Origin of the sequence: Streptomyces sp. NPDC052114 (assembly GCF_040680155.1) — a bacterium.
Lineage (GTDB): Bacteria > Actinomycetota > Actinomycetes > Streptomycetales > Streptomycetaceae > Streptomyces.
In genome coordinates, this window is sequence record NZ_JBFAWC010000004.1 from 224,119 (window position 1) to 246,249 (window position 22,131).

21 protein-coding genes and 1 pseudogene are annotated in these 22,131 nt (G+C 71.6%); 7 read left to right on the forward strand and 15 right to left on the reverse strand.

All coding sequences use genetic code 11. The annotated features are described in order from the left end of the window. Positions 1 to 57 precede the first annotated feature (57 nt). Positions 58 to 540, forward strand: coding sequence for a DUF456 domain-containing protein (locus tag AB0L89_RS10695; protein ID WP_365137624.1), 483 nt, complete (start codon positions 58 to 60; stop codon positions 538 to 540). Positions 541 to 570: 30 nt separating this feature from the next. On the opposite strand, the gene AB0L89_RS10700 is transcribed toward AB0L89_RS10695, so the two are convergent. Then, positions 571 to 1,161: a TetR/AcrR family transcriptional regulator gene (locus AB0L89_RS10700; protein WP_365137627.1), complete on the reverse strand. Its 591-nt coding sequence runs from the start codon at positions 1,159 to 1,161 to the stop codon at positions 571 to 573. 113 nt (positions 1,162 to 1,274) lie between these two features. Between AB0L89_RS10700 and AB0L89_RS10705 the strand changes: the two genes are divergently transcribed. From AB0L89_RS10705 to AB0L89_RS10725, 5 genes and pseudogenes are all read left to right on the forward strand, one after another. Continuing rightward, the gene (locus AB0L89_RS10705; RefSeq protein ID WP_365137630.1) at positions 1,275 to 2,258 is read left to right on the forward strand and encodes an alpha/beta hydrolase; all 984 of its coding nucleotides are present in this window, start codon (positions 1,275 to 1,277) and stop codon (positions 2,256 to 2,258) included. 26 nt (positions 2,259 to 2,284) lie between these two features. Further along, the gene (locus tag AB0L89_RS10710) at positions 2,285 to 2,773 is read left to right on the forward strand and encodes a hypothetical protein (protein ID WP_365137633.1); all 489 of its coding nucleotides are present in this window, start codon (positions 2,285 to 2,287) and stop codon (positions 2,771 to 2,773) included. Beyond that, entirely contained in the window at positions 2,770 to 3,585 is an 816-nt protein-coding gene (locus tag AB0L89_RS10715; protein ID WP_365137636.1) for an NAD(P)-binding domain-containing protein, read from the forward strand. The genes AB0L89_RS10710 and AB0L89_RS10715 overlap by 4 nt, the downstream gene beginning before the upstream one ends. 38 nt (positions 3,586 to 3,623) lie before the next feature. Then, positions 3,624 to 3,779: pseudogene (locus AB0L89_RS10720) on the forward strand (pyridoxamine 5'-phosphate oxidase family protein); the annotation flags it as partial. A 178-nt stretch (positions 3,780 to 3,957) separates the two neighbouring features. Beyond that, the gene (locus tag AB0L89_RS10725) at positions 3,958 to 5,610 is read left to right on the forward strand and encodes a recombinase family protein (RefSeq protein WP_365137639.1); all 1,653 of its coding nucleotides are present in this window, start codon (positions 3,958 to 3,960) and stop codon (positions 5,608 to 5,610) included. 611 nt (positions 5,611 to 6,221) lie between these two features. On the opposite strand, the gene AB0L89_RS10730 is transcribed toward AB0L89_RS10725, so the two are convergent. The 3 genes from AB0L89_RS10730 to AB0L89_RS10740 form a co-directional block, all read right to left on the reverse strand. Further along, positions 6,222 to 6,410, reverse strand: a complete 189-nt coding sequence (locus AB0L89_RS10730; protein WP_365137642.1) for a hypothetical protein — start codon at positions 6,408 to 6,410, stop codon at positions 6,222 to 6,224. Further along, a complete protein-coding gene (locus AB0L89_RS10735; RefSeq protein ID WP_365137645.1) occupies positions 6,407 to 6,907 on the reverse strand; it encodes a hypothetical protein in 501 nt (166 codons plus the stop codon). The genes AB0L89_RS10730 and AB0L89_RS10735 overlap by 4 nt, the downstream gene beginning before the upstream one ends. A gap of 106 nt (positions 6,908 to 7,013) precedes the next feature. Beyond that, complete coding sequence (locus tag AB0L89_RS10740; protein WP_365137648.1) at positions 7,014 to 8,216, reverse strand: helix-turn-helix transcriptional regulator; 1,203 nt, start codon at positions 8,214 to 8,216, stop codon at positions 7,014 to 7,016. An 83-nt stretch (positions 8,217 to 8,299) separates the two neighbouring features. Between AB0L89_RS10740 and AB0L89_RS10745 the strand changes: the two genes are divergently transcribed. After that, on the forward strand, positions 8,300 to 8,968 hold the full coding sequence (locus AB0L89_RS10745; protein WP_365137651.1) for an HAD family hydrolase: 669 nt from the start codon (positions 8,300 to 8,302) through the stop codon (positions 8,966 to 8,968). 41 nt (positions 8,969 to 9,009) lie between these two features. Here AB0L89_RS10745 and AB0L89_RS10750 read toward each other — a convergent pair whose 3' ends face one another. From AB0L89_RS10750 to AB0L89_RS10800, 11 genes are all read right to left on the reverse strand, one after another. Continuing rightward, positions 9,010 to 9,666: a collagen-like protein gene (locus tag AB0L89_RS10750; protein ID WP_365137654.1), complete on the reverse strand. Its 657-nt coding sequence runs from the start codon at positions 9,664 to 9,666 to the stop codon at positions 9,010 to 9,012. Beyond that, the gene (locus tag AB0L89_RS10755) at positions 9,663 to 9,959 is read right to left on the reverse strand and encodes a hypothetical protein (protein WP_365137657.1); all 297 of its coding nucleotides are present in this window, start codon (positions 9,957 to 9,959) and stop codon (positions 9,663 to 9,665) included. Before AB0L89_RS10755 ends, AB0L89_RS10750 begins: the two co-directional genes overlap by 4 nt. 15 nt (positions 9,960 to 9,974) lie before the next feature. Beyond that, positions 9,975 to 10,343 carry a hypothetical protein gene (locus AB0L89_RS10760; RefSeq protein ID WP_365137660.1) on the reverse strand — a complete coding sequence of 123 codons (369 nt, stop codon included), beginning with the start codon at positions 10,341 to 10,343 and terminating at the stop codon, positions 9,975 to 9,977. Next, positions 10,343 to 10,579 carry a hypothetical protein gene (locus AB0L89_RS10765; protein ID WP_365137663.1) on the reverse strand — a complete coding sequence of 79 codons (237 nt, stop codon included), beginning with the start codon at positions 10,577 to 10,579 and terminating at the stop codon, positions 10,343 to 10,345. The genes AB0L89_RS10760 and AB0L89_RS10765 overlap by 1 nt, the downstream gene beginning before the upstream one ends. Before the next feature lie 15 nt (positions 10,580 to 10,594). Continuing rightward, positions 10,595 to 11,392 carry a peptidoglycan-binding protein gene (locus AB0L89_RS10770; RefSeq protein ID WP_365137666.1) on the reverse strand — a complete coding sequence of 266 codons (798 nt, stop codon included), beginning with the start codon at positions 11,390 to 11,392 and terminating at the stop codon, positions 10,595 to 10,597. Positions 11,393 to 11,464: 72 nt separating this feature from the next. Then, positions 11,465 to 14,104 carry a right-handed parallel beta-helix repeat-containing protein gene (locus tag AB0L89_RS10775; RefSeq protein WP_365137669.1) on the reverse strand — a complete coding sequence of 880 codons (2,640 nt, stop codon included), beginning with the start codon at positions 14,102 to 14,104 and terminating at the stop codon, positions 11,465 to 11,467. 12 nt (positions 14,105 to 14,116) lie between these two features. Then, positions 14,117 to 14,731 carry a hypothetical protein gene (locus AB0L89_RS10780; RefSeq protein WP_365137671.1) on the reverse strand — a complete coding sequence of 205 codons (615 nt, stop codon included), beginning with the start codon at positions 14,729 to 14,731 and terminating at the stop codon, positions 14,117 to 14,119. A gap of 14 nt (positions 14,732 to 14,745) precedes the next feature. Further along, positions 14,746 to 15,672: a hypothetical protein gene (locus tag AB0L89_RS10785; RefSeq protein WP_365137674.1), complete on the reverse strand. Its 927-nt coding sequence runs from the start codon at positions 15,670 to 15,672 to the stop codon at positions 14,746 to 14,748. Further along, complete coding sequence (locus tag AB0L89_RS10790; protein ID WP_365137677.1) at positions 15,672 to 16,838, reverse strand: phage tail protein; 1,167 nt, start codon at positions 16,836 to 16,838, stop codon at positions 15,672 to 15,674. The genes AB0L89_RS10785 and AB0L89_RS10790 overlap by 1 nt, the downstream gene beginning before the upstream one ends. A gap of 1 nt (position 16,839) precedes the next feature. Further along, positions 16,840 to 17,721: a hypothetical protein gene (locus tag AB0L89_RS10795; protein WP_365138560.1), complete on the reverse strand. Its 882-nt coding sequence runs from the start codon at positions 17,719 to 17,721 to the stop codon at positions 16,840 to 16,842. 25 nt (positions 17,722 to 17,746) lie between these two features. Next, complete coding sequence (locus AB0L89_RS10800; protein WP_365137680.1) at positions 17,747 to 22,126, reverse strand: phage tail tape measure protein; 4,380 nt, start codon at positions 22,124 to 22,126, stop codon at positions 17,747 to 17,749. Between the last annotated feature and the right edge of the window lie 5 nt (positions 22,127 to 22,131).

The window sequence follows — 22,131 nt, forward strand, 5'->3', positions numbered from 1 at the left end:
CCTCCCCCAGGACTAACCTGACCTGCGGTTTCGCCGGATCTCCTGCACCCTGGGCAGATGGGAGCGTGGGAACTCCTGCTGGTCGGTGTGGTGATGCTGCTCGGCCTGTGCGGAGTGCTGGTGCCCGGGGTGCCGGGACCGTGGCTGGTGTGGGCCGCGGTGCTGTGGTGGGCGCTTCAGGACCCGAACGGCCTCGCCTGGGGCGTCCTGGTCGGCGCGACCGTCGTCCTGCTCGCGGCCCAGGCCGTGCGCTGGCAGCTGCCGCCCCGCCGCCTGCGGGAGAGCGGGGCGACGCGCCGGATGGCGGTCTTCGCCGGGGCCGGGGCGCTGCTCGGCTTCTGCGTGGTGCCGGTGCTCGGCGCGATCCCCGGCTTCATCGGCGGCATCTACGCCGGTGAGCGGCTGCGGCTCGGCGGCCACGGCGAGGCGGCCGCGGCGACCCGGACGGCCATGCGGATGGGCGGAACGAGCGTCCTGACCGAACTGTTCGCGTGCCTGCTGATCGTGGGGGCGTGGCTGGGGGCGGTGCTCTGGGGGTGAGGCGCCGAGGGCTTCCGGCGCCTCACCGACTCACTTCCCCGGGGCCGGACCTTCCGCGAACTGCGGCAGGACCATCTCGACCAGCGCGTCGACGTCCGAGTCGGCCATCGGCTCCCCCGTCATGCCCATCCGGTGGAGCAGCACTCCGACGACGACGTCGATGAGGAAGAGGACCCGCTGCTCCGGCTCGTCGAGCGCGTCCTGGAGCGCGATCCGGTAAGGGTCCTGCAGCCGCTCGGAGAGGATCACGCGCAGGGCGGGATCGCTGACGGCGTCACTGAACACACCGGCGAACGCGTCGCCCACCCCGGGCTCCCCGATCGTCCTCGCGATCCAGCGGATGGTCGAGGAGATGATCTCGGCTCGGTTCGCGCCCTCCAGCGGCGCCGGGCCGAACGCGTCCAGGAGGCAGTCGACGATCAGCGCCCCCTTCGTCGGCCAGCGCCGGTAGACCGTCGACTTGGCGACACCGGCCGCGGCGGCGATGCGCTCGACGGTGGCGCGCGCGTACCCGAGCTCGTGGACCGTGCCGAGTGTCGCGGCGAAGACCGTTTCGTGGATGCCGGAGCGCGGTCGGCCGGGCCCTCTGACGGATCCGCCGCTGGAAGTACTCGAAGCCATACCCACACGATACCCTTTTCCGCTACCTTGGGTATCGATACTTCAGGTCGCGTAATCCTCCGCACGGAAACTCCCTGGTCACACCTGCCCTGAACACGGACAAGAGGGACAACATGAACGAGATCACCGCCACGTCGACTGCCGCCACCCCCGCGGGGCGCCCGCCGGAGCCGGACTGGCCGACGGTCACACCCGAGGAACTGGCCGCCTACAGCGCGGCCGAGAACCGCTTCCGGGCGTCCGACGCGGCACGGGCGCTCACCGGCACGCCGGACCCCGGCGCCACGATCACCTGGGAGACGGTGACGCTGCCGGACCGCGAGGTCCGGGTCCGGGTGCACCGCCCGGCCGGAAGGGACGACGGCCGGGGCCCGGACGAGGCGGCCCTGCCGCTCGTCCTGCACACGCACGGCGGCGGGTACGTGGGCACGGCCGTGCAGAGCGACTGGGTCACCAGCCACCTCGCCGCCCGGCTGCCGGCGCTCGTCGTCTCCGTCGAGCACCGCCTCCTGTCCCCCGACACTCCCCTGGCGGCGGCCGCCGACGACGGCTGGGACGTGCTCCGGCACGTGGTGCGGAACGCCGAGCGGTGGGGCGTCGACCCGGCGCGGACCGCCGTCTTCGGCGAGAGCTGCGGTGCCCTGATCAACACGCTGGCGGCGCTCCGGGCCCGGGACACCGACCTGCGGCTGCGGGCGCAGGTGCTGGTCAACCCGGCCGTCGACGTGACGGAGGCGATGCTCGAACACGACTCGATCGCCGCGTACGACCGCACCCCGACCCTCGCCGTGTCGCAGCTGGACCTGTTCCGGCGGCTCGCCGTGCCGACGGGCACGGACCCGCGCCCGCTCTCGCCCCTGCACGCCGACGACCTCGGCGGACTGCCCCCGACGCTCGTGGTCGTGCCCACCCTCGACCCGCTGGCCGACCACGGCCGCCGCTACGCCGAGCGGCTGGAGGCGGCGGGCACGCCCACCCGGCTCACCGAGTACGCGGGCGCGGGCCACGCGTTCCTCAGCCTGCCGGGCCTCGCACCGCAGGCCGAGGCCGCGCGTACGGAGATACAGGAGTTCCTCCGGGCCGCGCTCGGCGCCTGAGGACGAGACGAAGGGAGAACACCGCAATGACGAAGTCGCACACACCCCGGACGGCACCGGCGACGAGAACGGCACGGCATGGGCGAGGGGCGCTCGCGGCGATGTACGCGGGCCTCGGGCTCACGGTCGCCGCGACGGCCCTCCCGTACGTCGACCGCACCACGACCCACCTGCTGGCCGACCACGTCCGGGCCGGCTACCCCGCCTACACGGAGGCGCGCGTCGACGCGGCCGTGACCACATATGTGGCCCTGCTGACCGTCATCGGCGCGCTCGGCGCCGCCGCCTGGCTCTGGAGCGCGTGGGCCGTCAGGGCGGGCAAGAGGTGGGCCCGCCCCGCGGCCACCACGCTGTTCGCCCTCGGCGCGGCCATCGGGCTGACCGGCCTGCTCACCGAGGACACCTCGGGCGACACCGGCCTGCCGCCGGCGCTGGGCTGGGCAGGGATGGCGCCCGGCCTGGCAGCACTCGTGGCGATCGCGCTGCTGTGGAGGCGCCAGGGAGAAGCGCGATGAGGACGGACGCCACGAAGAGGGAGACCACGGCGCACCCGAAGCGCATCGGCATCATCGGGGTGGGCGAGATCGGCCGGGCCATGGTGACGGGTCTGTGCGAGGGAGACGGGGACGGAGACGGCGGGCCGCCGGAGGTGTTCCTCTCCCCGCGGGGCGCCCGCACGAGCGCGGAGCTGGCCGAACGGTACGACCGGGTGCGGGTCTGCGCCGACAACCAGGACGTGGTGGACCGCTCCGAGGTGGTCGTCGTCGCGGTACGAGGACGGGACCGGCACGAGGCGCTGGCCGGGCTGCGGGTGCCCGGCGACAGGGTCGTGGTGAACGTGATGTCGGGCGTGCCGAACGACGACCTGCGTGAACTGCTGGCCACGGAGGCGGAGTTGGTGCGGGCCATCCCGCTGCCCTCCGTACGCGAACGCCGCTCGGTCACGGTGACGTATCCGTCCCACCCGGTGGTGGACGCGCTCTTCGAAGGGCTGGGCGGGGCGCAACCCGTCGCGGACGAGGCGGACTTCGACGTCTTCTCCGCACTGACGGGGACACTGACCGCGCACTACTGGTACCTCGCGACGCTCACCTCGTGGGCCGCGGAGCAGGGCATCGCCGCGGACGTCGCCGACCGCTACGTCCGCGGACTCTTCCAGGGCGTGGGCCGGGCACTGGGCGACGGGTCCCGCTCCCTCGATCAGCTGGCCGCCGATCACGAGACGCCGCGCGGCAACAACGAACGCATCCGGACCAGTTGGTTCACGCCGTCCAACGCCGAGGCCCTGCGCGAGGCGCTCGACGGCCTCCTCGCCGATCTCCGTTGACCCCGCGCGCCGCGAGGTACGCGTGCGAAGCTCGCGGCATGACGGAATTCAGCGAGGCCGAGCGCGCGTACCTGGCCGCCCAGCGCCTGGGACGCATGGCGACGGTCGACCCGAAGGGCCAGCCGCAGGCGAACCCCGTCGGCTTCTTCCCGCAGCCCGACGGCACGATCCTGGTGGGCGGAAATGCCCTGGGAACCCCGAACGCCTGCGAAGGACACCTCTAAAGTGCCACCATATCGGCATGCCAGGTCTCACCCCGGGCAGCGGCCCGGTCCTCGACGCCACAGAAGCCCGAAGCGCCGCCAACATCACAGCGTTCGTTGACGAGTTGCACCCCAGGAGAAACACCCTCCGCCAGCGCAGGCCGGCCGCGTGGTGAGCGCACACGAGCCGGGCCAATTCGGGGTCCGGCGCCTGATCCGCTGCTTCATCTACGCCCGCATCAGCGAGGATCGAGAAGGCGCTCACCTCGCCACTGAGCGGCAAATCGAAGACTGCCTTGAACTCGCGGAGCAGCTCTCGACTCCACAAGTCCAGTACCGCATTGTGCATGCACCATTTGAGGACAACGACCTCTCCGCTTACTCCGGCAAGCCGAGGCCCGACTACCTCGCCATGCTCAACGCCCTTCGCAACGGAGACGCGGACTGTGTCCTTGCCTGGCACACCGACAGGCTCCACCGCTCCCCCACCGAGCTGGAGGAGTACATCGACGTATGCGGCCCAAGCGGGATCGACACCCGCACCGTGAAGGCCGGGCAGCTCGACTTGTCCACGGCCACCGGCCGCATGATCGCCCGGCAACTCGGCGTGCAAGCGCGGTACGAAGTAGAGCGGATGATCGAGCGGTCCAAGCGGGCTCGTGACCAGAAAGTAGAGCGCGGCGAGTACTGCGGCGGCCCCCGCCCCTTCGGGTACGAGCCGGACGGGAGCACGCCCCGAACGCTGCTCTGCCCCGACTGCGGGCGCACAGGCCCCGACGGCTTCACCAAGCGTCGGCACTGTGACGACTGCAAGGCCGTGAACCAGTTCACCTCGAAGCTGAGCTGCAAGGCGTGCGACGCCACGGACACACTGCGCGTGACCTATGTATGCGACGACTGCGCCACCGAGGCCACGTTCCTCGCAGGGTCGGAGGCCGATGCCGTGGTCCGATGCATCGAGGGCCTTCTCGCTGGGGCGTCGCTCGGCTCGATGGAGGCGTCTTTGCTGAACCAGGGCATGCGCACCAGCATGAGCAGCACCGAGCGGGAGCCGTTCAAGCTGAACGTCCGGTCGATCATCCTGAGGCCGCGTAACGCAGCTCTGATGAAACACCGGGGGGAGATCGCGGGGCGGGCTGACTGGATGGGGCTGACGGATGAGGCGACGTGGCGCAGCGCTGTTGCAGTGCTGGAGGACCCGTCCCGGAGGCTGTCGTCGACTAACGCGCGCAAGCACTTGGGATCGAACATCTACCGGTGCGGCGTGTGCGGAGCCACGCTGAAGGCGTCCTCGAAGCCGAAGCGGTACGGCGGCGGCACACGGCCCGTGTATCGGTGCCGGGTGAAGGATTGCGTAACCCGGGACCTTCCAGCCCTCGACAACTTTGTCATGCTGAATCTGATGGACCGCCTGGTGAAAGAGGACCAGGCGGCACTGATGGTGCGCCGAGAGGATCCCGTGGACGTGCGGGCCTTGCAACGGGAGATGCGGGCGGCCCGGCGTCTGCTGGACGAGTTGGCTACGGCGCTCGGTAACAGTGAGATGGACATGCAGGAGTGGCGTGCCGCGGCAGGTCCGGCACGTGCTCGGTTGCAGGCTGCCGAGGCCAAGATGAAGGATGCGGTCACACGGAATCCGGCGGCCGAGCTGATCGGTGCCGAGGATCCTGTGGCGGTTTGGAACAGTCCGGAGTTCGACCTTTCGCGGAAGCGGTCCGCGATCGACTACCTGTTGACGGTGACCGTGCATCCGGCTCGGCGGGGACGCCTGCCGAGTGGCAGCTACTTCGATTCTGAGACCGTCCAGGTCGAGTGGAAGTGAGGCGGCCGCCCCGACTCGCGGTTGCGGAGCCAGGGGCGGCCGTGGCCGCCCCTCCGAGCGCCTGGGGGGCAGATCGGAGGGGGGCCGGTCTGTGGACGACTCATCCTTAGGTTGCCCAATTGCCACTGGCAAGGTCGACTAGGCCAAGTCGCTCGAACATCTGCTCTATTTTTATCGAGTCTGCACGCTATCGCCGCCCGACGCACCGTAGGCGACCGCGGCCGATCAACCGCAGCTCTGTCACCGCGCATCACAGGCCCCCTCGCGGGCCTCGGTACGCGCCGCCTTCAACGCCGCACTCTCCGGGACCATCTCGGCCTCCTCCGAGCCCGGACAGGGGCACAGGCACTCCGCCTCCGGGACAACCACGACCCGGGCCCCGTCGATGCCCAGCGACGTCCTCAGATGGCAGCCATGCGGCCCCGGTTCCCCGGTCAGGACAGCGCGAAGGCACGGCGGGCACCAGACGAGCAGCACGTCTGGGCACGGGATCGCGTGGGCGCACCCAGGGCGGGCCTCACCGCCGACGTACGTCGTCAGCTCTTCCGTTGGCTCGCCGTCGCGGATGGGGCGGTGGCACAGGCCACAGTCGGGCGAGGAAGGCGCTTCGCTCATGAGCCCTCACCATCGGGAGCGTGGTGCACGGCGGAGCGTAGGGCGCGCCAGGCGCGTGAGAGGCGCCGCTCGTCGTCGCATTCCTCGCCCGCCCGGCAGCGGCCGCACCCCTCGGTGTGCGCGAGGAGGAGCCGGTACGCCTCGTCGGCCCGCTGCACCTCGACGGTCGCCGCGGGCGCGCTCACAGCCGCCTCTCCTGGGGTGCGCGGCGGGCGATGGTGATCAGGGAGGCGACGGCCTGCACGGCGCACAGGTCGCCGACGATGCGGGGCGGCACAGCCCAGTACAGGCCGGTCGGGCCGCGCAGGTCGGAGGCCGGCACGCTCAGGTAGTGGCCGGTGCCGAGCATCGGTGCCTCGGGGCACGTCCACCGCGAGGTCGGGAAGGGCTCGGTGAGGGCGTGGTACTCGTCCTTCGGTCGGTTGTGGATGACCGGTCCGTCGAGGAGGTGGGCGAGCGTCGCGGTGACGGTCCCCAGGTCGCTGGCCCCGACGGCGGCGTGGACGAGCCGATCGGTGAGGCACACGGAGTTAAACCGGGTACCGAGGGGCAGGAGCGTGATGCCCTGCTCTCGCCACTCCTGGTGCGCCCGATGGGCCTCTTTCTGCGCCCGCGCGAGCCAGTCGTCGATCGCCGGAACGGACGCCGGGAAGCCTCCCGGAATGCCTCTGGGAAATGTCATCGGGACGCCCTCGCGGTCATAGTGGTGTGCCTCACACCGGTGACCGTATGGAGTCCTGAACGAGACAACCCGAGCTGACAGTTCGGGTGAGCCACAGGCTCGCCAGTTAGACGAGGCCCATCCGCACAGCTAGCTGCTCGGCCTGCCGCGCATGCATCGCCCTCGCCCGACGGATCACCGTCAACACCAGCTGCCGCGCGAGCGGAGTCCTGGCCAAGTCCTCCGGAGCGATGGCTTCAAGACCCAACAGCGACAGCAAGACGGCAGCGTCATCCCGGCGTTGGCTATGGCAGGCCGCCACCTCCAAACCGAACGTGAACTCGCGCTCCAGCGACACCAGCGGGCTCGTATCAACGGCGTCCGCCGTATGCAGCGCCTCGCCGGTCTCGCCCGCTTCCATCTCGATGGACAGGGCGTGCAGCGCCAGGTTCGTCGGCCCGAACACAGTCCAGGCCACGTTGCTGTCATCCGGCACCGCACAGGCCGCGGGCGCCGCATGCTCTACCAGCCGCTCGCGCGCCTCCCACCACCTGCGCCGTCGGGAGGCCGCCAGCACGGCCACCAGTTGGAGAGCGCCCCCCATCGCTTGCCGCTCCACTTCCGGCATGTGCGCAGTGGCCACCTGCTCGGCCGCCCTCAGCACGAGTTCCTCCGCTTCGGCAGGCTGGTCAGCAGCAAGGAGCACGTGCCCAAAGTTCCACTGCGCAGCGGCGATACGCAGCGGATCGTCAGCGTCCTCGGCGGCACGCATCGCACGGTCGGCCGCAAGGGTGGCGAGGTCGACACGGCCAGTGCGGCGCAGGTATGAGCGGAGCAGGAAGTACAAGTCAGCAGCGGCACGCAGCACCGCACGCCGTTCCGCGGCATCACTACCAGCGCGCGCGACGCGAAGGGTGTGCTCCACGTCAGCCACCAGGTCGGGAAGCGTGCCGGCCGCCGCGGTGAACCGTTCGGCGCTGCTCTGCCAGCTGTGCCACGCCGCCTCGACCCGGTCTCTCAGCACGCCCGCGGGCACGGGGGTGTATGTCCGCGCGGGTCCGTACCCGAGGAGTGCCCGGCCGACGGCAGCCTCCGGGCGCTCGATCTTCTCCTCTTCGGGCGGCGGCTGATCAGAAAGCAGGGCAGCGGTAGGAACGCCGAGTTCCTGCGCGAGCGCGTACAGGATCGGCAGCGACGGCACTTTCAGCCCTCGCTCGATCTGAGACAGATAGTCCGGTGAGATACCGACCAACCCAGCAACGGCGTCCTGGCGGCGCCCGCCGCGGTAGTGCCTGATTCGGTCCCCGATGGGGAGGTCTGCCGCAACCATCTGCCCACTCCTCGGCTCACTGCTCCTGAGCGTAGGGTGCCCGCAAGGCGGGGACACGGGAATCCACCGAGAGAGGGGGCACCGTGGCGAAGCTGGTGCTCTGGGACATCGACCACACACTGATGGCGATGCGCGGGCTCGGCGGTGAGCTGTGGGCCGCCGCGTTCCAAGAGGCGACGGGCGTTCCGCTGCGCGAGCAGGCGTCCGTGACCGGGTCGACGGAGCGCGTGATCCTGCGCGAGACGGCGCGGCTGCACGACATCCCTTTCAGTGACGACCTGTTCACCCGGTTCGCTGACGCGCTCAGCACTGTCCACGTGCGGCGGGCGGCCGAGGTACGCGAGCGCGGGCACGCGCTGCCCGGCGCCGCGACGGCCCTGGCAGCGCTCGACGCGCGCGGGGTCCGGCAGTCGGTGGTGACCGGCAACATCCGAGGCGCGGCCGAGGTCAAGCTCGCCGTGTTCGGCCTCGACACGTACCTCCGCCTGGACGACGGCGCGTACGGGGAGGACGGCGAGGAGCGGGCCGAGCTACTGCGCGCGGCACTGGCCCGATCCGACGTCCCCGCTACGGACGCCGTGTTCCTCGGGGACACCCCTGCCGATGTGGCCGGCGGGCGCGATGCCGGGGTGCGGGTGCTGGCCGTCGCCACCGGCAAGACGCCTCGGGCCCAGCTTGAAGAGGCAGGGGCCGAGGTCGTGCTCGACGGGCTCGCCGACACCGAACGGGTCCTCGACACGATCGGGGCATGACGAAAGGCCCCCTCCCGCCCGAAGGCCGAAGGGGGCACATCTCAGACGTACTGGCGGCGGGTCGGGTCGAGGGCGGCCGCCTGCGGGCTCGGCCCCGGATCCGGCGGCGGGGCACCATCACGGCGGCACACGAGCGCATCCGGATCGTCGGCCGGCGCCTGGAGGCTGTAGCCGTCGGGGCACGTCTGCCCGTCGCGGCCGTCCTGCCCAGCCGCGCCGTCCTTGCCCGCGGGGCCCTCAGGCCCGGCCGGGCCCGGCTCGCCCTGCGGACCTGGCGGTCCGGCCACACCGTCGGTGCCAGCGGCCCCGGTCGGGCCCTGCTCGCCAGCGGCACCGTCAGCGCCGTCCTGTCCTGCTGCACCCGCCTTGCCGTCATCGCCCGCGCGGCCGGGCTTCCCGGACGGGCCCGTGTCACCCGGCTCGCCCGCCGGACCGGTGGGCCCGCGCGGCCCGGTCACGCTCCGGCCCGGACCCCCACGCGAGCCCGGAGGTCCCGCGACGGGCTTCTCCCCGAGCCCCTGCACCTGCCGCGCGAGCGCATCCCGGGCCTGATTCGCCGTACGCAGATCGTCCGTGACCGCCTGCACGCTCAGCACGATCCACGCCACGGCCACACCGAGCACGATCGCCCCGACGATCGCGAGGACATCGCCGCGGCGCCAGCGCCGCTCTTGGGCCCGGATCTGCCCGCGCGTCATGACCCCGCCCCCTGCGTCAGGAGGATGATGACCGGCAGGAGGATCCCGACCAGCGGCACCACCACCGCGCCGATCAGCCAACGCCGCGTCGCCACGATCCGCTCCGCGTCCTTCTCCCGCAGCGTCTCCAGCGTTGTCACGCGCGCGGCCAACGCCTCGTGCCGCAGGTCGTACACCTCCTGGGAGACCTTGGTGTCGATGCGGTGGCCGAGCTGCTGGATATCGTCGCGCACGTCGGCGAGACGGTCCTCGAACCTGCGGACCACCTCGCCGAGAGTCGGCTCGTCAGCCACCGCTCACCCTCTCCGTCAGGCTCTCGCGAGCGGGCTCTTCTGCTCCGCCGACAGCGGCGGCACCGGCGCCGTCACCTCGCGGTGCTCGAACAGCGCCAGCACCGCGGCCACGAGCGACATCCAGCCCGCCTGCTCCTCCGCCGACAGCTCCAGCCCGAAGCCGAGGAACAGCGCGAGCAGCGCGCTCGCCAGCTGGAGGATGGCGGCGCCGACCGCGCCGGTCTTCAGCACGACCGCGGAAGCGACCGCGACCGCGCACGCCAGCACGGCGTTGATGAGGGCCTGCTGGTCCTCGTTGACGTCGAGGCCGTACGCCGCGGCGAGCTTCAGGCCGATCGCGATGACGGCAAGGATGTACACGGGCTCTCTTCCGAAGATCTTCATCAGGTGCCTTCTTCCTGGGGGGTGTCGGCCCACACGAAGCGCGTCGCGCCCTGGTGGCCGTGGACGTGCTCGGCGTGCTCCAGCGAGTCCCAGAACACGGTGCTTGGGCGCTCGCCGCGCCAGCGGATGGAAACGGTGCCGTCCGGCCACACGACGCCGTCAGCGACGGTGCCGGTCCCGGAGACACCGCTGACGTCGGTGTCCCGTTCGAGGGTGAACAGTCGGGCCTGTGCCACGGAGGATCGTTCCTCTCAGACGTTGGGGACGCGGAGCTTGGCCCATGAGGCGGGGCCGGGCGGCCACTTGGCGTCGGCGCCCGTGTAGCCCAGGGACCGCTGGTAGGCCTCGTAGGAATCGACGTCGGCCTGGCCGAGGACCGGGCCGGGGCCGACCTTGTACCGGCCGCAGCCGACGGCGACGAGGCGCTTGCCCATCGCGGTGAAGACCGCGGACTTCTTGCCGAGGGCGGGCTTGCTGCCGCTCATGAAGAAGCCGGCGCCCGGGAACGGCTCGAACTCGGGCGCCGGAGCCGGGCTCCCGCCGCCGGGCCGCGGGGCGCCCTCCTTGGCCCAGGCGTACACCGTGTCGCCGGGGCACGAAGTCGCGTAGCCGTCGCGGTGTCCGCCGAGCCACGTCCCGGCCGGGCCCTCGGCGCGGCAGTAGTCGATCGCGTCCCGGGCGCCCTCCAGCTGCGCATCGGTCGGCGTCTTCAGGCCGGACGAGCCGACCAGCAGGCACACCGCGTAGTCCTGCTCGTTCAGCGAGGTGTTGCCGTTCGCGCTGTTGCGGCGCTTCAGGCCGCGACCCTCGTAGACCGAGCCGTGCGTGCAGACCACGAACGAATAGCCGATGTCGGACCAGCCGTTGCCGTCCATGTGCTGCGCCTGCAGCTGGCGCACGTAGTCGTCGCACCGGTCATGGGTGCGGTCGCTGTAGGCGGTGCCGAGGTAATGGAGCTTCACGCCGCGACGGGCGCGGCCATAGGGGGTGGCGCCGCCCGGGGTGCGGTAGGCGCGGGCGCCCCACTGGGATCTGGTGACGAGCTTCAACGAGGCCTCCGGGCATGCAGAGAAGCCCCGGCCAGTCGGCGCGGGGCGGGGCGGGGTGGGTTCGGGGGTGGTCTAGGTGGTGTAGCCGTAGGCGAGGATCGCCCCGGACGAGAACGCCGCCGCGGTGAACGCCCCGGCGGTGACGGTCGGCGGCGTCGTCTGCCCGCTGTTCGTCGCGCCGAGTCCCGGCGAGGTGCTGGCCTGCGACAGCAGGCGGCCCTCGCCGAGCAGGGACGGCGGAGTCGTCGCCGCGACCATCACGCCGAGGTAGTGCCAGCCCGAATACGTCGTCGTGTAACTCGACGCCGCCCCGGCCGTCGTCTGCGCAACCGCAAGAGTCTTCGCGGTGTTCGCCGCCCACGCCGCGGTGGTGGCGTCCGCAGTGCGGGCCAGCGCCACCCGTGCGCTGTTGTGCAGGGTGAACCACTGGTTGGTGAGCGTGGCGCCCGCGGTGCTGCCGGACACGAACGTGATGTTGGAGACCACGGCGCCCTTCGGCAGCCAGATCGGCACCAGGTACAGCCACCCTGAGGTGGGCTGCGTGTCCCCGCCGCACCGCAGCCGCGAGGTGGTCTCCCATCGCCCGGCCGGCCGCCACGCCTCGTCGACCGCGCCCACGCTGTCGAACGGCGACGTCTCCGGCGTCGAGGCGTCGTCGAGGCCGGTGTCGCCGAGGTCGTTGCCGTACCGGCGTACGCCTGTGCAGGTGTTGGTGATGCCGATGCCCGCGGCGACCTCGTTGCCGGACCCGTACTTGCGGATCTTGTTGCCGGAGATCAGCGGCCCGTCCGCCGACGTCGAGCAGCGGATGCCCCACGATCCGGCCGCCGCCCGGGAGGCGCCCTTGATGTAGTTCTTCACGATCGTCACGTCACTGCCGCCGAGGACGTGGATGCCGTTGACGCCGAGCTCGCGCAGATTGTTCCCGGCGATCTCGACCTCCGTGCACGTCGTGCACGCGATCCCGGAGGCGGTCGTGCCGCGCACCCGGTTGCCGGTCACAGTGCCGCCGGTGGCCTGCTCCTGGCTGATCCCGGTCCCGGCCGTGTCCCGCACCGTGTTGCCGCTGAGGGTGTAGTCGTCGACGTACTCCAGGCGGATCCCGTTCTGCGCGCCCGCGCTGTTCCCGTCGAGGATGTTCCCGGTGATCGTCGCGTTGACGACGGTGCCGGTGGACTCGCCCATCACGAGGATGCAGTCGTCGTACCCCGTCGTCCCGGTGATCTCGCACCCCGTGACCGTGATCGACCGCAACGGCTGAGACCCGGCGATCGTCGGCGAACCCCCGCCGGCCGGAGTGCGGTGCGAGGCCGTGCCGGAGTCGAGGGTGCGCATCCGGATCCCGGCGCCGCAGCCGCGGATCTGGCAGGCCTCGATCGTGACACCCTCCCAGGTGTAGCCGCCGATCGCGTACTGCGCGCACCCCTCGAAGCGGGAGTTGACGATGCGGATGTCCCGGTGGGGCTTGGAGGGGCTCGCGCTGTGCGAGCCGACCCCGCGCGGCCACGCCGTCGTGCCCGCGGTGCCGGACGGCCCGGTCGAGCAGTTGTCGATGAGGAGGTCGACGACCGGGGTGTCGTCGTACGGACCGAACCCCCCGAAGTACGCCGAGCCCTTGGCCAGGTCGGGCTGGATGAACTCGCTGAAGTCGCGGCCGCCGGGGTCGAGGTAGCCGAGGCCGCGCACGTTGCGGATCTCCGTGTGCTTCACCGCGTTGATTTCGATCCCGTGGTAGCCGCACACGTCCTTGATGGTCAGGTCGCGGATCGTGACGTTCTCCGCGTGCCCGATGGACATGCACATCGCCGAGGTGGTGTAGACGGTGCCGCGGCAGTCCCACACACCGCCCTCGATGATGATGTCGCCGTGCCCGGTGTACCCGCCGTAGGACTGGGCTGCGTCGCCGTTCAGGAGCATCGTGCCGTTCGCGCCGCGCTGGAACACCGCGCCCGGCATGGCCAGCAGCCACGTCTTGCGGTAGATCCGCAGCGGCAGCGTCGCCAGCCGGTACGTGCCGGGCGGCACCAGCACGATGCCGCCGCCCGCGGCGAGGGCCGCGTTCAGGGCGAGTTGGATGGCGGGCGCGTCGTCGGCGGTGCCGTTGCCGAGCGCGCCGTACGTCACGCGCGGGTTGAAGACCTTCATTCCGGCGAGGCTGATCTGTCCCGGTGCGAAGGTGCCCGGTGTCTCCAGCACGCTGGCCGCCGAGCGGGACAGGAAGGTGTCGCGGGCGGCGTTGCCCGGGCCCCACTGCATCGCGCCGTCGGCGGTCAGCCGGAAGCGGTCGAAGGCGTCGCCGGTCTTGAAGCCGCCGATGATGACGTCGGTGGCGTTGACCATGCCCCACTGGGCCTTGCCGGTCAGCGTTCCGCCGGCCTTGTCGAGCTTGCTCTCGATCTGGTCGAGTGCGCCGGAGGCGGCCTCGCGGGCGGCCTGGTACCAGCGCAGCACGCCGCCGCCGGGCGCGTTGTACTCGTACTCGATCGCGGTCACGCCGTCGATCTTGAAGGGGCGGACGCGGCCCGGTGCCGTGCTCACACCGGAGTTGGTGCGCAGCTGTGCGATCGGCGTGGTGCCGTCCGTCTCCAGCAGCGCGGTGATCTGCTCGCCGGTCCCCGCCGCCCGCACGATCAGCGGGTAGTCGGGGACCACGTTGCCCGCGGTGTCGGTGAGGACGTCGGCCGGGGTCCCGCCGTAGGTGTACAGCGCCATTCCGTCGCCTCCTCAGTCGAGCCAGTAGTCGCCGGAGAGGTCCACCCACGAAGTGCCGTCGGTGCCCTGGTACCACCAGAGGATGTCCCCGGCGACGCCGTAGGCGCTGCTCGCGCCGGTGTTGAGGATTTCCAGGCGGCCGGTGGCGTCGGTGGTGGCCCCGGCCATCGAGCAGGTTCCGTCGAGGGTGCGCAGCTCGGCCGGGATCAGACCGCTGGGGACGGCGCCGAGGTTGACCGCGTTCGCATCGAAGATCAGCTGCCCGTCGGTGCGCTGGATCCGGCCCTTGAGCCACACATGCATGCCCTGGTCGGTGACCCGCACGCCGAGGTCGACGGCGCCCTCCTCGAAACCCGTCTTCAGAGTGATGGTGGACTGCCACGCCTGCAGCGGCTCGTACAAAGTGGCCCACCCGCTGGCGGTCTTGGCCCACGCGGTGCCGTCGGCCGCGATGACCAGCATGCCCGTGGGGGCGTCGGCCATCGTCGAGTTCCGCTCCGCGAGGTTGGCGACGTGCTGCACCAGGTGCGGGTCGAGGACCTCGGCGAGAGCGGCGATGGCCGCGGCGCCGTCCGGGCTGTCGCCGCCGCCGGGGACGGGGAGGTCTGCGTATCCGATGGTCGCCACGCGGGCGCCCCCTCTCAGGCCGAGAACGAAATGGTGATCTTGCCGCCGGTGAACGATCCGTACTCGCTGCGGCCGGACGCGTAGATGGCCAGGCCCTTCGCGCTCCCCGACGCCAGCGCGGTACGCCACGAGGCGGGCAGGCTCGCGGTGCCCTTCGCACCCACCGACAGGCGCAGGAGTCCGTCCTCCGGGCCCGCGCCGAGGTTGAGCTGCCCCGACGGCGGCGAACTGTGGTTGTGCAGGTAGAGGTTCATCGGGATCTTCCCGTTGACGCCGGAGCCCCGCTTCCGGCTGAAGCTGACCTTCATCGCGGAGACGGTGCGGCCCGCGCACGCGGTCTGGATCGCCGACCCGTAGAACCACGCGCCCCTGCGGTTGCCCCGGCCCGTCCAGTCGCCCTGCGTCGGCGCCGACGCGTACTCATCCGGCCGCCCGCCCCGCCAACTCCCCGAGTCGGTCGGAGAGATCACCTTCGACTTCGGGCCCCGGCTCGGCGCCGAGGGCGACGTATCCGACTGGCTGCCGAGCTGGAAATACACCTGCAGCTTGCCGTCCGGGTCCTTGCGCACATGCGTCGTCGCCACCGTCTGCCAGCCCGTCCCGGACGGCCCGGCCGTGCCCCACGTCGCCGCCGTGATCGCGTCCTCGTCCACGGCGATCTCACGGGCGATGTCCCGCACCGAGGCGTCGGTGGCCGCACCCGGATCGTCACCCACGGCGTACAGCACCAGCGGCTTCACCCCGGGCCGCACGTGCACCAAGTCGCCCGCCTGGCGCCCGCGGTACGCGGTCGAGCAGGCCACGTCGAGGAGCAGCGCCCCGTTGTACATGATGTTCACGCCGCCCTCGTCGGTGACGTCAACGACCCGGCACAGCACGGTCGTGGGCCGGGCCGTCGGCCCGGTCACCAGGTCGGCGCCGAGGTCTTCGCGCACGCCCATCAGATCCTCCGAGTTGAGGTACGGGTCTGACACGACATCGACGCCGCCCCCAGCGTGCGCGGGCACGCGTCGAACAAGTGGGTCTCCCACACGCCCGGTGTCACCTCGACGCGCACGACGTCGCCCGGCTCGATCCCGGGATGCGCATACGCGGTGAACGTCAACGAGCTCTGCACGCGCAGGGAGTCGGCGAGCTTGGCCCGGCCGGCGGTGTAGGCCTGCTCCTCGGACGTGATGAGCGGGGAGGTGTAGCGCTCGACACGCGGCCGCACCCACACCAGGCCTTCGCGCTGCGGGGCGAGCGGGTCGCGCACGGGGTCGGGGCCCGCGTAGGTCAGGCTCATGGGGTCGTCGTCCCACACGTAGATGGGGCCCACCGGCGCGGCGGCCGTCCCGCTGTCCGAGGTGGCCTCTTCACCGGAGACGACCCAGACGTTGACCAGGCCTTCGGAGGACTGCGCGGCCTCGGGCTCGACCAGGCCCTGCCCGAACGGCAGGGTCCATACGGGCGGGTCGGCGAGGGTGGGCACCGGCGCGAAGGTGAACACCCCGCGCGCGTCGGCGAACACCTCGGCGCCGAGGGCGGGCGCGATGCCCGTGGACACCCCGGCCTGATCGGCGCCGCCGGATAGTCCCTGCCACCGGTCCTCGTCGATCACGAATGAGGGGACCTTGGTGTCGGCTTTCACGCCGTCGCGCCAGGCGACCGCTGCCCACGGTGCGGCCTCCGCGATCAGGGTGCGTGCGATCGCCTCGGCCGTGTCCGTGTCGACCGTGCGGGCCACCGGCAGGGCCGCGCCGCGCACGATGTCCTCCACACCGAGCAGCTCGACCGACAGGCCCCGGCCGCGCAGGATCGTTTTCGTGGTGTCCACGACGTACCGGCCCGCGGGCACCCGGTAGGGGTCCGCCCGCGACGTCGTCAGCTCCTCGAACAGGCGGATCTGGGTGGCCACGGTGTTGATGCCGGTCCGGCCGACCGGCGGGTCGAGGAGCTCCACGGTCGCCGACCACCGGCACTCGGCCGTCCGGTCCGGCTTCACGTCCGCTGCGCCCACGGTCAGCGGCTCCCACGTCGTCCCGCCGTCGTTGGACCACTCCGCGACCGCACGGCGCCGCACCGCGCTCGTCAGGGCCCGCACAAGGGCGGGCGGCAACGCCTGCATGTCAGGTCCGCCCGTTCGTCGACAGGGCCGCCCACGACGTGTAGCTGGAGGCGACCGCCGTCCACGACGTGAATGCCCCAGCGACAGTGGTCCAGGACCAGCCCGGCACCCGCATCGGCTGGCCCTCCGGGTCCGGCCGCTCGATGGGCTGCACCGTGAAGGCGACCGCGTACCCGCCCGTCGAGCCCAACTTGCCGGTGGCGTCCTCCGACCAGTCACCCGGCACAAAGAACGCGTCGGGCTGCTGGTAGCCCGGCCGGGTCTGCGCGAGCAGCGCCCCGGCATCCATCAGCCTGCGCACCTGCTCGATCTGCTCCGGCGGCACGTCCACCACCACTTGCACCGCGGGCGCCGTGTGCACGTCGAACCCGACCATCGAGAACGGCGACCCGGCCCCTGCCGCGATGTCCTGCCGGGCCGTCGCCTCGCGCGCCCCCCAGCTGGTGATGTGCACCAGAACCGACAGGCCCGGCTCATCCACCGACTTCAGCCACAGATCGCGGACCGCGCCTGCTGCCGGCGCCGGGACCTCCACCGCGAGGGAGGAGACCGGGCCGAGGGTGCCGTTCGCGTACTCGGGCTGCGCGGAGTACATCACCGGCACTCCCAGCGGTGCCTCGTGGTCGTAGGCCGTCCCGATGCCCTCCACGGCCCACCCCGGGGCGGCGCCGCGTACCGCGACCGGCACGCCGTCCGGGCCCGTGCGCAGGATCCGCACCCGGCGCACGTCCGCGGCCGTGGAGAGGGGGCTGGTGCCCGCGGTGTAGTCGACGGACAGCACCACGCCCGCCCACGGCTCGTCCACGATCGCGGCGAGCCAGCCGTCCGGCGAGGTGACGCGGTCCGGGACGGTGACCGGGGGCGCCCCCGGCAGCACGATCATCGGCACCGTGTGCCCCCTCTCTCGGTCAGTGCTTCACGCCCGCGCGGCCGCGGGCCCGTACCTGCGTGAGCGCCCCGTCCACCCGGTCATCCACGTAGGCCCGCAGGACGGTGCCGTCCTCGACGACGAGGTACAGCGGCCGGCCGTCGAGGCCGCCCGTGCTGCCCTGCCCGGCTGCGTTGAGCGACGCGGACACCGGGACCACCGACCGCGCCGGGACCGCCGCGGCGGCCATACGGTCGGCCTCGGCCTGCACCGCGGGCAGGGTGTCGGCCATGCCCGCGACGAGCCCGGCACCGACCTGCACGCCGACCTCGTCCCGCGTTCTGCGCGACGGGGACTTGATCTTCAGTGAGCGCTTGATGGCCTTGACCATCCCGGCGCCCAACTTGTTCATCTGGGCCTGGAGTTCCTTCTCCTGCGCCTTCAGCCCGGCGAGGATGCCCTTCCCGGCCTTCGACCCGGCGTCGTACAGGTAGTCGCCCATAGACCGCCCGTAGGAATCACTGAGCTTGGCCCCGGACTTGGCCAGCGAGTTCAGCGCGGAGATCTGCCCCGCGCCCGCCCCGGCCAGGACCCCGGCGAGCCCGGACTCCGGGCCCATGCCGATCAGCTGCTTCAGGTAGGTGCTGTTCAGTCCCTTCTTCTTCAGGGCCGCGATCGACCGCTGGAAGTTCGCGGTGGTGTCCTGCCTCGTCTTCAGCCCGCTGATCACGTCCATCACGGACGACGACTCGCCGAGCTGCGAGATCGCCGTGTAGTCCGACGCCGCGGACTTCTGCTCGCCGATATACGAGTTGGCCGCCGCGATCTTCTTGCGGACTGCATCCCGCTTCGCCGCCAGCCCGCCCAACTTCTTCGCCGTCGCGTCCGTCGACTTCGCCAGCCGCTTGCCCGCGCCACCAGCCGCCTTCAGGTCGGTGGAAAGCGCCTTGGCCGCCGACTTGATCTGCGACGCGCTGCCGGTGAGGGCCTTCGTCCACGCCTTCAAATCCCCGGGCAGCTGCCCGCGGGCCCGCGTGGCACCCGAGGTACCGGATGCGAAGCCGCGGGCGCCGACGCCTGCGGCCATGCGCAGCGAGGTGCGGTTGTCCCACACCCGCGCACTGCCCGCTCCGGCCCCGAGCTGCATCAGCTCCGGGCCGCGCTCGCCGACCCAGAACGTCTCACCCGCCCGCGGCCGTCCGCCGCCCGCGTAGCCGCCGGGCCGGTTGTACGCCTTGGCCAGCGACCCGTACACGTCGAGCGCATAGCGCATCGAGGCGTACACGTTGGCGAGCGGGTCGTAGATCCCCCGGCCCTTGAGCTTCCCGGCGTACGCCAGAAACGTGGACATGATCGTCTGCATGAGGCCGCGCGAGGGGTCGCCCCGCTTGGCGTTGATGTCCCAGTTGTTGATCGCCTTGGGGTTGCCGCCCGACTCCTGGTTCATCCGCCGGAGCACGATGGGCAGCAGCGAGGCCGGTTGGCCCACCATCTTCAGCGCGGTCAACACGACTTTGGACCAGCGCTTCACGCCGGACCCGCCGACGTCCCCGCCGCCCCCGCCGAAGTCGAACATGCTCTTGGCCGCCTCGACGACCTTGTCCTTCAGCCCGGTCGCCATCTTGATCGGGATCTTCGCGACGCCTCGCGCGAACGGGTTCTGCGTCAAGCTCTTGAGCTTGCCGAGGATCGGCGCCGCGAGCTTCTCCCAGATCTTCTTGGGATCGCTCAGCAGGTCCGCGGTATCGACGGCGAAATCCTTGACCGCCTTCGCCCCGGACACGACCTTCCCGCCGACCCACTTGGCGCCGTCGCCGATCCCGCCCACCGCGTCACCGACCCAGCCGCCGTCCCAGAACCCGGGCAGACGGCCGGTGCGGTTCATGTAGTCCAGCGCGCCCGGATGCTTGCGCTCGATGCTCCGGGTGGCGGACTGCCGGGTGACGAACTCCCCGGCGTGCACCACACCCGCGGGCTGGTGCACGCCCCCCGGGCCGGTGAAGCCGCCCGACGAGAAGCCCTTGACCTCCGGCAGGCCCTTCAGCCCGACCAGGCCCGCAACCTTCCCCCAGATGGCCCGGATTCCGTTGTTGTAGATCGTGTTGACCACGAACGCGACGGGCGCTTTCGCCAAGTCCTTGATCTTGGAGAAGGCGCGGCCGATGGCGGTCTTCGCCGTGGTGAACGCCGTCGCCATCGCACGGGCTGCCCGCTTGGAGGCCTCCACCGGCGGGCGGATGCCGCTGTTGTACAGCCACTTCGCCGACGCGCCGATCCCGCGGAACGCGGGCTGCAGCGCGGTACGCCACAGCCACGTGCCCGCCGTGCCCAGAGCGCGGAACGCCGTACGGGCCCCCGACGTGCTCGCCGTCAGGCCCGTGCGCAGCGCCCGGCCCGCAGCCTGCGCCCCGCGGAATGCGGGCAGCAGCGCCGAGCGCCACAGCCACAGCCCGGCCGTCCCGAGCGCGCGTACCGCGGTCATCGCCCCGCGCATCGCGCCCTGCACCACGGACCGGAACGTCGCGCTCTTCTTGTAGGCGATGACCAGCCCGGCACCCAACGCCACCAGGGCGGTGATCACCAGGCCGATCGGGTTCGCCCGGAGCGCCGCGTTCAGCAGCCACTGACCGGCTGCCATCGCCCTCGTCGCAACCGCACCCGCGACCATCGCGGTGCGCTGCGCGACCAGAGCGGCCGTCGCCCGCACCGTTGCCGCCAGCGACCGCGCCTGCGCGGCCACCCACGCACCCGCCGTACGGGCCGCGTTCACGCTCGCCGACGCGGCGGTCGCCGCGAACGAGCCGACCGCGCGGGCCCGTGCCGCGGCCCACCCCATGCCGGAGCGGATCGCCGCCACCGTCCACGTCACCGCGGTCCGCGTCGCCGCCGCCACGGCCGAGGCCTGCGTCGCCAGGAACGACCCCGCCGCGCGGGCCCGCGCAGCCACCCACGCCCCCGACGAGCGCGCCGCGCCCGCCGCCCACGCCGCGCCCGTACGCACCGCCTGAGCGGCCGACTGCGCGCCGATCACCGTGTAGTACTTCACCGCGAACGCCGCGAACTTGATGCGCTGAGCAGCCCGACCGGCGTTGTCCCGAATGCTCGGCCACATATCGCGGGCGTTGTCCAGGCCCTTCGAAACCGCGCTCACCGTGCGGAACGTCCCGTACGCCGCGGCGAGCCCCAGCACAGCCGCTGTCGCTGCCTGCATCCGCGCCGGGTCCGCCTGCAGATAGGACCACGCAGCCCTCAGCGGGGCGAGCATGGTGGCCACCACCGGCGCCATGGCCTTCATCGCGGGCAGCACATCCGTCATCACGACGTCCGACAGGCCAAGCAGGGCCCGCCGCTTGAACTGCTCGAACTGCACGGCAGTGTTGTCGCGCAGGTCGTCCCCAGCCCTTTTCGCCGCACCCCCGACCTTGCCCAGATCAGCGGCCGCCTTGGACGGGTCGAGAGCGAAGAGCGCCTTACCCATGTCCTCGGCCTTGGTGCCGAACAGCTCGATCGCGACCGCGTTCTGCTTGGCCGGGTCCTCAATGCCGCGCAGCTTGTCGAGGACCGTGTCGAACGCCTTCGCCGCGGTGGGCCCGCCCTTGGCGAACTTGGAGACCATGCCGTCGGCGTCCAGACCGAGGGATTTGAAGCCGGTCTTCACCCGGTCGCCGCCGGCGACCGCTTCGATCGTGAACTCCTTGATGGTGTCCGCGATGACGTCGGTATCGCGGGCGCCCGCTTTCAGGCCCTGCGTCATGAGGCCAACGGCGGTCTTCGCGTCGAGCCCCATCGACCGGAAGATCGTCGAGTACTCGTTGAACGTGTCGGCGATGTCGTCCGCCCGCGGCCCCATCTTCTGCAGGCCACGGAACATGACGTCGATGGCCTCGGTGCCGTTCTTCGCCAGCCCGGTCTTCATCATCTGGCCGACCGCGTTCGCGGTCTGGCCCAGGTCGAGCTCGAACGTCGAGGCGAGGTCGCTGACCTTGGTGGCGATCGCCGTCAGCTGCTTCGTGGTCGCCTTCTCGGGAGCGATGCCCGCAGACATCACGGCCCGAACGGCGGCGGCGCCGTCCTCGATGGTCTCGGTGACCGCGCCCGCGTACAGCTGTCCGGCGGCCTTGCCCGCCTTCTGTGCGTCCTTCGCGCTAAGACCGAGCTGCGCTTTCAGCTTGCCGGTGGCCTTCTCCGTCTCCAGGCCGGTCATCAGTCCGGCGGTGAGGGCGGCTCCGGCGGCGACGCCGACCGCTGCGGCCTTCGTCTTCAGCGCGTCGGCCATGCCGGATGCAGCGGCCTCGCCGCCGTCGGCGCCCGCCTGGCGGGACGCGGCGACGACCGGGTCGGAGACCTGCCTGCCCAACTCCCTGCTGAAGCGGGACATGTTGGGCAGGACGTCCACCCACACCGCACCGGCACGCGCCATGACCG